We start from the raw sequence: 13,186 nt of genomic DNA, 5'->3' as shown, positions 1-13,186 counted from the left end.
CACCAGCAGCCCTTTTCTATCTGTATCCTCTTGCGTTACTGCTCCAGTGCCAGAATTTCCTCCACCAGCTTAGGCACGAGTGTGCTCGCCTTCCCGTAACGCCGCTCATTAAATTCACTTTCCACGGCGCTGGGCTCCAAGTTTATTTCAATAGTGTGCGCACCATGCATTGCCGCTTCGTGCACAAACCCTGCCGCGGGATACACCGCCCCAGAGGTGCCAATAGAAATAAACAAATCCGCTTGATTAAGGGCATCATGAATTTTCCCCATTCCCAGGGGCATCTCTCCGAACCACACCACGTGTGGTCTCAGCGGAGCGGGCATCTGGCAACAATGGCAGTGATCGGACACCTGAATATCGCCGGTCCAATCGATGGTTTGCTGCGAGTGGCTACAACGCGCCTTTAACAGCTCACCGTGCATATGAATGATATTGTGTGTGCCCGCGCGCTCGTGAAGATTATCAATGTTTTGGGTCACAACAAGCACAGTGGCCTCGGTTTCCTGCTCTAGGCGTGCCAGAGCCTCGTGGGCCGGGTTGGGGGTGATTTCTCCTTGTAACTGGCGCCGACGATCATTATAAAACTGCTGAACAAGGGTCGGGTTTCTCTCAAAGCCCTCAGGCGTTGCAACGTCTTCAATATGATGCTCTTCCCAAAGGCCATCTTGATCTCGGAAGGTTCTAATCCCTGACTCTGCAGATATGCCCGCACCTGTCAAAACTACGATGTGTCGATAAGGGAATGCCATACGTCGTTCCTATGCCGTGACCTGTTTATTGAGTTTATAACACGCTCATGCTTACCATTGAAGTAGTAAGGCTTTAGACCTTAGTCGTTGACTCTAATCACAAAAGGACAATGCAACGACTGGCTAGACCAATGCCGCGCGTCGCTTGAGTTACAATGTCTGCCTATTTCTCGCATCTGTTAACCATTATGAAACTAGAAGATTATTACAACGAGCAAGATGGCAAACTGATTTTTACTCGCCAGCAAGCAAGTGACTTTGCTAAACGTATCGCCGGCGACTTTAACCCGATTCATGACACGGACGCGTCACGCTTCTGTGTGCCTGGAGATTTGCTGCTTTCTATCTTATTGGCTAAAACAGGGATCAGCGAGCAAATCGAGATTCAATTCAATGGTATGATCAGTGCCAACACGCCCTTATCAATTGTCGATACAGGCAATAGCGTTACCGTCATCGATGATAACCAAAAGCTTTATCTCACCATGACACGCCATGGTCAGACACGTCACGATAAAGCATTAGCAACAGAGATCGCCGAGCACTACGTGCAGTTTTCCGGTAAGAACTTCCCGCATATCATGGTGCCACTGATGCGGGAGCAACAAATGATGATCAACACGGAACGTCCTTTAGTCATGTACGAGAAAATGAGCTTGGCGTTTGATGATCTCTCAATCAACTCTGCCGATGTCGCTTTATCAGATTCGATGATGCACGTGAGCGGCAAACGCGGAAAAGTCGATCTTGCCTTTGATTTTATTGTCGATGGGCAGCGTGTGGGACACGGATGCAAAACCATGGTGGCCAGTGGTTTGCGCCCCTACTGCGAAGAGGCCATTCAAAACCTGGTAGACCGATTTAATGCCAGAAAACAGGCTTACTGCGCCACCCCCGCCACAGAGTAATTTTCTTCCCTAAAGCCTTTGGCTCTGATCTATAGTTAAATCAGAGCCAACGCTGAAGGAAGTTGTTATGGAATCCAGTCGCTTAGTCGAGCTTATCGATCGTCTCCCCAAGATCCCCAAAGTCGTGCAAGAATTGATTGAGTTGGTCAACAGCCATGACGCTGAGCTTAATCAAATCGCCGAAAAAATCGCCTACGACCAGGTCATCTCCGCGCGTGTGCTTCGCTTGTCTAATTCAGCCTATTTTGGTCGCGCCCGAAACGTGGGCTCTGTCAACGAGGCCGTTATCCGGCTTGGTTTGGGCCCTGTCAGAACCCTGGTGGTGTCTAGCGCACTGATGAGTGCTTTTGACGTCGATGACGAAGTGGATATGGATGCCTTTTGGCAACACACGTTCGAAATTGCAACCTTGAGTAAAGCCCTGGCACATGCATTAAGAATGGACGGTAACGAGGCATTCACTGCAGGGATGCTCCATAATCTCGGTGAGTTGCTGATCATGACCACCGCTTACGACAAGTTAGACCGCATTAATCTCCATATGGAAGCGGGTAAGCCCAAGCAAGAGGCACAGCAGCTTATTTTGGGGATCACCAGCGCCGAGTTAGGTGGCGAGCTTGCACAAACTTGGAATTTCCCTCAAGGGCTAAGCGATGCGATTCGTTATCAGTTTTCTCCCGTACACGATGAGCAGTTTTCGCCATTGGCGGGCATACTTCGCTTAGCCAATAAAATCGACGTCGCTTGGGGGGAGTTTGTTACCACCGACTCCAAGCTCGATTGGCTCGAACAGCAGCTCGAGTACAACATTCTCGGTTTGCCTAAAACCGTGGTCGCGAATATCGACGATGTCATTGGCTCAGGGCGTGAAATGGCCAAAATGCTTAAATAGCGCTTCTAACAGCTATCGCATGGGCTCAATCTATGAGCCCACGGCGCGCTGCTTCCTAAAAGCAATGCTGAATGGCAAGGTATTTATTGCGGATGTGCTCTATCAGCAAACGCACTTTTTTAGGCGGCTGGCGAGTGAATGGATATACCGCATAAATCCCGAGCTTTTTGCCTACTTGGTCAGGAAAAAGATCAACCAATACGCCCTGCATCAAGTCGTCATAGACTAAACACCGCGGTACATACGCGATGCCATGACCACTTAGCGCGCCTTGTCGCAAGGCGATGGGGTTGTCGGTCGAAAAATTACCGGCCACTTTAATGACTTGGTTTTTGTGCTCGCCTTTAAATTCCCAGTCACTGGCCCCCGTGGTTTGGTAGGCATATTGCAAGCAATTATGTTGTTTTAACTCAATCGGATGTTGCGGCCGGCCATGACGCGCAATATAGCTGGGTGCCGCACACACTACCCATTGTGAGTCGATAATATGGCGTGCAATTAAGCTAGAGTCCTCGAGGTAACCGGTGCGGATAACCAAATCAAAGCCTTCATCAATTAAATCAACAAAGCGATTGTCCAGCGACATATCAATGTTAAGGCCCGGATATTGCCCACAAAACGCTGCCACCGCTTCAGCGAGTAATAGCTCGCCAGAAATGGTCGGCACTGAAATTTTAATCTGGCCGGTTATTGACTCTCCGAGCCCTGCGACCGCATCAAAGGCCTCATCAGCGGCCTGCTTCACATTTTTTGCACCTTGATACAAGGTACGCCCGGCATCGGTCAGTGTCAGTTTGCGCGTGGTGCGATACAAAAGCTGCACACCTAAGCCTTCTTCGAGTTTTTTAATCCGCTTGCTAACTACGGAATTTGTCAGCGAATTTATTTCCGCTACCTTGCTAAAAGAGCCACATTCGGCGACTTGAGCAAAGAGGACGAGATCATCTGTTTTCGGCATATTATGTCAATTATGGAAGTAATTATTTTCATTATTTCCATATATCAGAAAAATGCAAACGCGTAATGTCACATACAGTTAACATCGAGTCACCGAACTGTCAGCAAAATAACAACACATCGGTGACTTGTTTATTCAACGTGATTCAACGGAAGAGACACCTAATAAGGAACACCTATGACAGATACCCTATACGCCCTCATCGCGTTTTCACCCATCGTGGTCGCGGCGATCTTACTGGTCGGCTTAAATTGGCCAGCTAAAAAGGCGATGCCCGTTGCCTTTATCATGACAGTCTTAATCGCACTCTTCCAGTGGCAGATGAGTGCAGCACGTGTGTCGGCCTCCATCGCACAAGGCTTGATCATTACGGCAGCCGTCCTTTGGATCGTGTTTGGTGCCATCCTTTTGCTCAACACTTTAAAACACACCGGCGCGATTACTGTAATACGTAACGGCTTTACCACCATCTCCGATGACAGACGCATTCAGGCCATCATCATTGCATGGTGCTTTGGATCTTTCATCGAGGGCGCATCAGGTTTCGGTACGCCCGCCGCCATTGCCGCGCCGTTGTTGGTCGCCATCGGCTTCCCTGCTCTCGCCGCAGTTGTCGTCGGTATGATGATCCAATCGACGCCGGTCTCCTTTGGTGCGGTCGGCACGCCTATTATTGTGGGCGTCAACAAAGGGTTAGACAGCCATGCGATTGGGCAAACGCTCGCCGCTAATGGCAGTGATTGGGCGACCTACCTGCAATCTATTACCACGCAAGTATCCTTTATTCACGCGGTGATTGGCACACTGATGCCTTTGCTAATGGCAATGATGTTGACCCGCTTTTTCGGCAAAAATAAGAGCTGGAAAGAAGGCTTAGAGGTGGCGCCGTTTGCGATTTTCGCCGGGTTAGCCTTCACCGTTCCTTATGCCCTCACCGGCTGGTTGTTAGGACCTGAATTCCCTTCATTACTCGGTGGTCTGGCAGGGATCGTGTTGGTCACAACTGCCGCACGTAAAGGCTTTTTAGTCCCGAAAAATCAGTGGGATTTTGATGATGAGTCGACCTGGCCGAGCCATTGGCTAGGCTCGCTGAAAATGGATCTCAAGGTTCAAGAAAAACCGATGAGCATGGCCATGGCCTGGACGCCCTATGTGTTGTTGGCGGTTTTCTTGGTGATCAGCCGCGTCAGCCCGACGGTCAAAACGGCACTGACCGATGTCAGCCTTGGTTTCTCCGCGTTGTTTGGTGAAACTGGGGTCAACGCTGCCATTCAGCCGCTTTATCTGCCAGGCGGCATCCTTGCGTTCGTGGCTTTGTTAGCCGTGTTGCTTCAGGCGCGTCAATTGTCGCCGCTGTTAACCGCGGCGCGTGAATCGAGTAAAACATTGATTGGTGCCGGGTTTGTGTTGGTGTTTACCATCCCTATGGTACGTATTTTTATTAACTCAGGCGTGAATGGTGCCGATTTGGTGAGTATGCCGGTCATGACCGCACGCTTTGCGGCCGATTTAGTAGGAGATGGCTTCCCAGCGTTGAGCGCTACCATTGGCGCATTGGGCGCTTTTATTGCAGGCTCCAATACAGTGTCCAATATGATGTTTAGCCAGTTTCAGTTTGAAGTGGCACAAACCTTAGGAGCATCGACCGTAGTGGTGATTGCCCTGCAAGCCGTCGGTGCGGCAGCCGGCAATATGATCGCTATCCATAACGTGGTCGCCGCATCCGCGACGGTCGGCTTACTCGGCCGTGAGGGCGTGACCCTGCGTAAAACCGTCTTACCCACGCTTTATTACCTGATTGCCGCCGCTGTCATCGGCATTGTCTTGGTCAATGTGTTGCAGTTTGCCGATGTCCTCTCCGGGGCGTAATCTTACATGTTATTGGCCGAACCACCTCTCGGCCTTTCTCTCCACAAGCGGGCCAGCTAGGCTGACCCCAGCCTTTGTCGTAACGTAAAGGAAAGGAACGCTTATGAACACCCCATCACGTTTGTCGTCATCACAGCAACAAGCATTTATTTCCACCTTAACCGACATCGTAGGCAAGAATAACTTACTCACTGAGACAAACCAGACCCAGCATTATCGGACTGGCTTTCGCTCGGGAGGTGGTCCTGCGCTCGCCGTTATTTTTCCCACCTCTTTAGTGATGCAATGGCGGGTGCTCCAAGCCTGTGTCGACGCGGATGTGGTAATGATCATGCAAGCCGCGAATACGGGCTTAACCGAAGGCTCAACCCCCAAAGGCAGCGACTACGATCGTGATGTGGTAATAATCAACACCACACGCTTAGACGGATTACAGCTTATCGATAACGGTAAGCAGGTACTGAGTTTTCCCGGCACAACATTGCATCAGCTAGAGCAGACGCTCAGGCCTCTTAAGCGCGCGCCGCATTCGGTCATCGGTTCGTCGTGCATTGGCGCATCGATTGTTGGTGGTGTGGCCAATAATTCCGGCGGCGCGTTGGTTAAACGCGGCCCGGCTTATACCGAATATTCATTATTTGCACAGTTAAATGAGGATGGTGAACTGACGCTGGTGAATCATTTAGGCATTGCCCTGGGTGATGACCCAGAAACCATTCTTTCGCGCGTGGAGCGTGGTGATTACACAGCCATTGATATCACCTATGACGCGCGTAAGGCGTCTGCGGATGACTACGAGCAAATCTTGCGTGATGTCGATGCTGACAGCCCCGCGCGCTATAACGCCGACAAACACCGCTTACATGAAGTGAGCGGCTGTGCAGGGAAACTGGCTGTCTTTGCCGTGCGCCTTGATACCTACCCGATCCCTGAACGTGAGCAAGTCTTTTACATTGGCACTAACAACCCAGATGTGCTCAATACATTGCGTCGCCGTGTACTTACCGAGCTTTCACACTTGCCTGAAGTGGCGGAATATATGCACCGTGACGCCTTTGATATCGCTGAGCGTTACGGAAAAGATGTGTTTTTAGCGATTGGTCGACTGGGCACGGATTCAATCCCGAAAATGTTTGCACTAAAAGCAAAAATCACCGCTTGGCTGGATAAGGTGCCGTTACTGCCTAACGCATTACCCGATAAAGTGATGCAATACGCCAGTCAGCTTTTTCCGCAGCACTTACCCAAACGTATGCTCGCGTTTCGCGATAGGTTTGAGCACCACCTAATATTCAAAGCCTCAGAGGAGGGAATCGAGGAGGCTTCGGCGTTTTTAAGCCGTTTTTTTGCCGAACACGCAGACAGTGATTACTTTGCCTGCAGTGAGGATGAAGCGAAAAAAGCCATGCTTCACCGCTTTGCCGCGGCCGGTGCGGCGATTCGCTACCACACGATGCACAGTCGCGATGTGGAAGACATTCTTGCGTTAGATATTGCCCTGAAGCGCAACGAGACCGAGTGGGAAGAACATTTGCCCGTCGAGATAGAGCAAGAAATGGTCGCCAAGCTTTATTACGGACACTTTTTCTGCCACGTCTTCCACCAAGACTACGTGGTGAGAAAAGGTGCGGACGTTTCGGCAATTAAGGCGAAAATGCTAGCGTTGCTGAATGAGCGAGGCGCCAAATACCCAGCAGAGCATAATGTGGGACACCTTTATGCCGCGGAGCCGGACTTGGCTAATTTCTATCACCAGTTAGACCCGACCAACAGCTTTAACCCCGGAATTGGAAAGACCGGGAAGAAAAAATACAGTGTTGATTGCCAGTGCTTAGACCACCAACTGCGCCCTCGCGCAAGTCAGGACACGTCACCCGCCACGCACGAGCACTAAATGGACCCACAACCCCGCCAACCGTTTGGCGGGTTCTTTTTTAACGCGTTGGTTTCTCGTGAATAAAACGCGCAAAGCGTGGGATGCCTTTTTGAGTGACACCGTTGTGCCGCACCAAGATAGTACTACCAATCTGTGGTGGATCAGCCCGTTGCACATCACTAAAGCCCGATCCCACGCTAAACTCGGTGCCGTCAGCAAGGCGTACTACCAGAGAGCCCATCAAACCTTGTAACCGCCCTTTTCCCGGATTCACTCCTACCACAGTCACTTCTTTTTCTTGGTAGGTTTTCAACTTAACGACGCTGTCTACGCGCTGCCCCACATACACACTATCAGGATGATGCAGCATCAAGCCTTCACCGCCCGATTCATCAATAGCAGAAAGCTGTGCCTCGAGTTCATTATTATCAGTCACCGGCGTTTGCTTTACCAAGGCTAAGAACGGCGATGCGCTGTTTGTGACTATCTTTTTCAGTGCTGCATAGCGAGCAGAAAACGGGCCGGGTTGATCCGGTAAATCAAACGCATAAAAACCAACGTTCTGCCACGCGTCAGGATCCGGTTTATCGTCCAACACGGTACGCAACACGGTTTGAAACCCACCTCTTCCGGCCCATAGCTCACCATCTAAAGGCGTGGTTGGCAGTGATTGAATCAATCTATCCGGTGCGTGAATGAGATTTCCTTGTCGCGTTAAGAGTTGCGTGCCGGTCCAATAGGCGCGGATCCCATCCAGTTTTTCACTGACCCAATAGCCACGATAGTCGTGTTCGGCAATCTGTCCGTCAATACCATGCATCAGCGCTGGTGCCGACGGTGCAGCATCAACATCACTGGTGGGAAACAGGGTAAATGCGGAGAGTAAGCACAAAGTAAAAGGATTTAGGCGTGCCATGGCATTCCTCCTTAGTGGTAAGGAGCATACGCTAGCGCGATAAAAGGCGTATCAACATGCCTTTATTTTTTCGTGGTAGAGAATTAGCGTTCACCGTGAACAATGCGCAGGTGTTACATCATCCACCGTGAAATAACTCGTGAAACCTCGTCAAGTACGGCGTCTTCGTATCCTCACGCTTAGCTGGTAAACGCATAGATAAAGGTGCCGTTTTTGATCGCATCAATCACGCGGGCCGATAAATAGCTAGGTAACGCCGGGCAGCCCCAGCTTCGGCCTAATTGGCCGCTTTGTTTAATCACCTTAGGGTGCGCATAATCGGCACCGTGGATCACAATCGCCCTTGCGCGCGCATTATCGTTTAATCCCTTGGAAAGGCCATCTAAACGCAGTGAGTAGCCGTGCTTACCATGATAGGTTTCCGCCGCACGATAGACCCCCAATGATGTTTGCAAGGAATTAATCTGATTCGAAAAACGCTTTGCGTAAAGGGAGCCACTGTTTTTGCCGTGTGACACGTAGGAACGAAATAACACTTGACGCTTTTTCACATTGATCACCCAAAATCGCTTTTCTGACGAAGGCTTGCCATAGTCAATTAGCGTCATTACAGGTTTGCGGCTACGGTTATGGGCAAAGTGGCGATACGCATCTGCGAAGGCCTGGTATGACACCTCCCCAGCGAGATTGAGAGATTGGTACAACCCACTGACCTCATCTTTAAAACTGGCCCAAACCGAGGTTGGCATGCTGATCGCCAATACATACAAAACGACCCGATACCAAGGGGCCACACCTGCTTGTTTCATTTTTTGCTCCTTTCTTGCCACGGCAACACGAACTACCGAGCGGTCTGTCGTTCGTATTGACAAAAACAAAAACCGTGCCATATGACACGGTTTTGATTACTTATTGATATTTATATAAATTATTTCACGTCGACACTTTGCCCGTCTTCATCTAATCCGCAGCGGCATAAGCTTGCCGGGTTATATCGCCGCAATGGCGTTTTTAATCCGCTTATCCGAGACGGGGTAAGGCGTGCCGAGTTGTTGCGCGAAATAGCTCACGCGCAGCTCTTCAATCATCCAACGAATCGCTTTTACTTCATCAGGCACAGGCTTTCCCTTAGGCACCTTGTTCAGCAACGCCTTATAATCATTCATCACCGATTCAATTTTGAGCATGTGGTTGCGATCGCGGGTAGGATCCACGGGGAGCTTTTCCAATCGACGTTCGATCGCTTTCATATAGCGCAGAATATCGGGTAAGCGTTGCCAGCCTGATTCGGTGGCAAAGCCCTTATAAATCAGCCCTTCTAGTTGGGCTTTGATATCCGACATCGCAAACGCCATCGAGAGATCCACTTTGCCTTTGAGCTTTTTGTTGATATTGAACGCGTGCGTCAATATTTGTTCGACCTGTTGCGCGATATCCACGACGGTATCGCCTAGCTCCGCACGCACCGTCTCTTTAAGCGCCTCAAATGCTTGCGCCTCCCAGGTTAAGCCGCCGTGTTGCGCAATGAGCTTATCCACGCCACAGGCGATGCAATCATCGATCAAATCCAACACACGGCCATATGGATTAAAATACAGACCGAGTTTCGACTTGTTGGGCAAATGCGCATGTAGATATTTAATTGGCGATGGCACATTGAGCAAGATCAGCCGACGTTGACCCGCTTGCATGGCTTTTTGTTGCTGGTATTCGGTTTCGAACAGACGAATCGCCACACTGTCTTTTTCATCCACCAAAGCCGGATAGGCTTTGACTTCAAAGCCATGCTTTTTCTGCTGATAACGCTGAGGCAATGCCCCAAAGCTCCATTGGGTGATCCCTTGCTGCTCAATATCATCGTCCGCGACATCCGATAAGGTCGCTTGTACTTTGTCTTTTAGCGAGACTTTGAGTGTGTTTAAGTCTTCGCTTTCAGCCAAGGTGCGGTTTTTATCATCCACAACGCGGAACTGGATGCGCAAATGCTCGGGGAGCTGGCTAAAGTTCCAACTGTCGCGCTCAATGGTGACACCGGACATCTGCTTTAAGGCTTTCTCCATGCTATCGAGCAAGGGCGCCTCCATCGGCGTCACCCGCTGTAAGATCGCATCGGCATAGTTCGGCGCGGGTACAAAGTTACGTCGCAACGGTTTAGGCAGCGATTTAATCAGCGCGACAATCAGCTCGTGGCGTAGCCCGGGCACGTGCCAATCAAACCCTTCCTCTGATACCTGATTGAGGATCGGCAGTGGGATATGCACCGTCACCCCATCGTGGTCTTGGCCAGGCTCGAATTGGTAGCTCAACTTGAGTTTCAAGTTGCCTTGATACCAAAAGTTGGGGTAATCCAGCTCCGTGACATGGCTGGCGTCGCCTTGCAATAGCATGGCTTTTTCAAAGTTGAGCAGGTCCGGATTGTCTTGACGTGCCTTTTTCCACCAGGTATCGAAGTGACGCCCACTGACCACGCTGTGATCGAGGCGCTGATCGTAAAAGTCGAACAAAGTATCGTCGTCTGCCAAAATATCGCGCCGGCGAGATTTGAGCTCGAGCTCCTCCACTTCCTCCAGCAGCTTTTGGTTTTGGTGGAAAAAGGCATGCTTGGTTTGCCAATCCCCCTCAACCAATGCCGAACGAATAAACAGTTCACGGCTGAGCACCGGATCGATGGCGCCATAATTGACTTTACGGCTCGCCACAATCGGGATCCCATATAGCGTAACCTTCTCACTGGCCATCACCGCCGCTTGCTTGCGTGACCAATGTGGCTCACTGTAGCTGCACTTAATCAAATGCTGCGCCAGTGGCTCCACCCATTCGGGTTGGATACGCGCGACAATTCGCCCCCAAAGTTTGGAGGTTTCAACCAGCTCGGCCACCATCACCCATTTAGGCTGCTTTTTGAAAAGCCCAGAGCCGGGGAAAATATGGAACCGTGCATTCCGAGCACCTTGGTATTCATTCTTTTCTTGGTCTTTCAGGCCAATGTGGCTCAATAGCCCGGCAAGCAGTGCCATATGAATGGCCTGATAACTGGCGGGCTCTTGGTTAAATTGTACCTTCTGCTCTTTCATCACCTGGGTGATTTGATAGTGGACGTCTTGCCACTCTCGCACGCGCAAGTAATTGAGGTAGTCTTTTTTGCACTGCTTACGGAACTGGTTGTTCGATAACGCTTTTTGCTGCTCTTTGACGTAATCCCAAAGGTTTACATAGGCCAAAAAGTCCGATTCTTTATCGGCAAAACGACGATGTTTTTCATCCGCTTGTTGCTGCTTATCGGCAGGTCGTTCACGCGGGTCTTGGATTGCCAAGGCCGCGGCAATCACCATCACCTCATGTAAGGCACCATGCTTAGGTGCCTCAATCACCATGCGTGCCAAACGCGGGTCAATCGGCAGTTTGGCCAAGGTCTTACCGATGGCGGTCAGTTTACGTTTGTCGGTGGCTTGGCCGGGCTTAATCGCGCCCAGCTCTTCAAGCAAGCGGACACCATCTTTAATATGACGGCTGTCAGGCGGTTGAACGAACGGAAAGGCTTGAATATCACCGAGCCCTAGTGCCGTCATTTGCAAGATAACGGAGGCTAGATTCGTCCGCAAAATTTCTGGATCGGTAAATTCCGGACGGCCTAAAAAGTCCTCTTCGCTATACAGACGCACACAAATACCTTCCGACACACGGCCACAGCGTCCTTTACGCTGATTAGCACTGGCCTGTGAAATCGGCTCAATCGGCAGTCGCTGCACCTTGGTCCGGTAGCTATAGCGAGAAATCCGCGCCGTGCCGGGATCAATCACATACTTAATGCCCGGTACGGTTAGTGAGGTCTCAGCGACGTTGGTGGCCAGTACAATCCGGCGTCCCGAGTGAGATTGGAATACACGGTTTTGCTCGCCAGCAGACAGTCGCGCGTACAAGGGTAAAATCTCGGTATCGCGCAGTTGACGGCGCTGAAGGTGCTCAGCGGTGTCGCGAATTTCACGCTCACCGTTCATAAAAATCAGGATATCACCCGGCCCTTCCTGACACAGTTCATCGACCGCATCGCTGATCGCTTCCAGCTGGTCACGATCGCTATCGTCCTCTTCCACTAATGGACGGTAGCGCACTTCCACCGGATACGTTCGGCCAGACACCTCTATCATAGGCGCATTATTGAAGTGCTTGGAAAAGCGCTCAGGATCGATGGTTGCCGAGGTAATGATGACTTTGAGATCGGGACGCTTGGGCAATAACTCGCGCAAATAGCCGAGAATAAAGTCGATATTTAGGCTGCGCTCGTGGGCTTCATCGATAATGATGCAATCGTACTGATTCAGATACCGATCGTGCTGGATTTCGGCCAGCAAGATCCCGTCCGTCATCAGTTTGACTTGCGTCGACTCTGAGACTTTGTCGTTGAAGCGCACTTTATAGCCCACGCTGCTGCCTAACTCGACGTCGAGTTCTTCAGCAATCCGTGAGGCGACCGAGCGCGCGGCCAAGCGACGTGGCTGAGTGTGACCAATGGTACCGGCGACGCCTAGCCCAAGCTCCATACAGATTTTGGGCAGCTGAGTGGTTTTACCTGAGCCCGTTTCCCCCGCAATGATCACCACTTGGTTGTTCGCGATTGCCTCGGCAATGTCATCTTTCTTCTGACTAACAGGCAGTTCTTCTGGATAGCGAACGGTTGGCGTACTGGCTTGTCGCGATAACAAACGCTGCATACTCTGCGCCATCTCGGCGGCGATTTGATCGTACACCGCCTGTTTGGCGTCGTCTTTTTTGATTTTTTGCGCGCCGTGGATGCGCTTTTTAAAACGAAAACGGTCTTGCAGCATACAATCGTTTAGCGCTGCAAACAGTGTCTCTGGCGTGTTGTGATGACGTGAACTCAAGGCGATTCCTGCTTACTGCTTAATCTTTTAAGGCGTTTATCAGTGTCACAGCCGATAAATAAGGTTGATTGGTGTCGCATCCTATCACAAAGTAAAAAGAATCAAAGCGGGATGGGTGAGGCTGCGTGTCAT

Annotated in this window: 9 protein-coding genes; 4 read left to right on the top strand and 5 right to left on the bottom strand. The window is 50.7% G+C overall.

All coding sequences use genetic code 11. From position 1 onward, the window contains the following. Positions 1-35: 35 nt before the first annotated feature. Entirely contained in the window at positions 36-752 is a 717-nt protein-coding gene (cobB, locus tag FCN78_RS06575; protein ID WP_077522092.1) for a Sir2 family NAD+-dependent deacetylase, read from the bottom strand. Positions 753-940: 188 nt separating this feature from the next. On the opposite strand from cobB, the gene FCN78_RS06570 reads away from it, so the two are divergent. Both FCN78_RS06570 and FCN78_RS06565 read left to right on the top strand, forming a co-directional pair. After that, the gene (locus FCN78_RS06570) at positions 941-1,660 is read left to right on the top strand and encodes a DUF3581 family protein (RefSeq protein ID WP_077658774.1); all 720 of its coding nucleotides are present in this window, start codon (positions 941-943) and stop codon (positions 1,658-1,660) included. A 67-nt stretch (positions 1,661-1,727) separates the two neighbouring features. Further along, positions 1,728-2,552: an HDOD domain-containing protein gene (locus FCN78_RS06565; protein WP_069362394.1), complete on the top strand. Its 825-nt coding sequence runs from the start codon at positions 1,728-1,730 to the stop codon at positions 2,550-2,552. A 55-nt stretch (positions 2,553-2,607) separates the two neighbouring features. Here the strand turns inward: FCN78_RS06565 and FCN78_RS06560 are convergent, their stop codons facing one another. Then, entirely contained in the window at positions 2,608-3,510 is a 903-nt protein-coding gene (locus tag FCN78_RS06560) for a LysR family transcriptional regulator (protein WP_069362393.1), read from the bottom strand. 177 nt (positions 3,511-3,687) lie between these two features. Between FCN78_RS06560 and FCN78_RS06555 the strand changes: the two genes are divergently transcribed. Both FCN78_RS06555 and dld read left to right on the top strand, forming a co-directional pair. Then, entirely contained in the window at positions 3,688-5,379 is a 1,692-nt protein-coding gene (locus FCN78_RS06555; protein ID WP_077522094.1) for an L-lactate permease, read from the top strand. A 103-nt stretch (positions 5,380-5,482) separates the two neighbouring features. Further along, the gene (dld, locus tag FCN78_RS06550; RefSeq protein ID WP_077658632.1) at positions 5,483-7,273 is read left to right on the top strand and encodes a D-lactate dehydrogenase; all 1,791 of its coding nucleotides are present in this window, start codon (positions 5,483-5,485) and stop codon (positions 7,271-7,273) included. 40 nt (positions 7,274-7,313) lie between these two features. On the opposite strand, the gene FCN78_RS06545 is transcribed toward dld, so the two are convergent. The 3 genes from FCN78_RS06545 to hrpA form a co-directional block, all read right to left on the bottom strand. Next, positions 7,314-8,171, bottom strand: coding sequence for a DNA ligase (locus tag FCN78_RS06545; protein ID WP_077658631.1), 858 nt, complete (start codon positions 8,169-8,171; stop codon positions 7,314-7,316). Positions 8,172-8,350: 179 nt separating this feature from the next. After that, positions 8,351-8,980 (bottom strand): murein L,D-transpeptidase catalytic domain family protein, encoded by a 630-nt coding sequence (locus tag FCN78_RS06540; RefSeq protein ID WP_077658630.1) that lies wholly within the window; start codon positions 8,978-8,980, stop codon positions 8,351-8,353. Positions 8,981-9,160: 180 nt separating this feature from the next. Beyond that, on the bottom strand, positions 9,161-12,997 hold the full coding sequence (gene hrpA / locus FCN78_RS06535; protein WP_235607529.1) for an ATP-dependent RNA helicase HrpA: 3,837 nt from the start codon (positions 12,995-12,997) through the stop codon (positions 9,161-9,163). Positions 12,998-13,186: the final 189 nt, after the last annotated feature.

The organism is Salinivibrio kushneri, assembly GCF_005280275.1.
Taxonomy (GTDB): Bacteria; Pseudomonadota; Gammaproteobacteria; order Enterobacterales; family Vibrionaceae; genus Salinivibrio; species Salinivibrio kushneri.
Note: the sequence above shows the minus strand (reverse complement) of the source record. Positions and strands in the feature narration are given on the sequence as shown.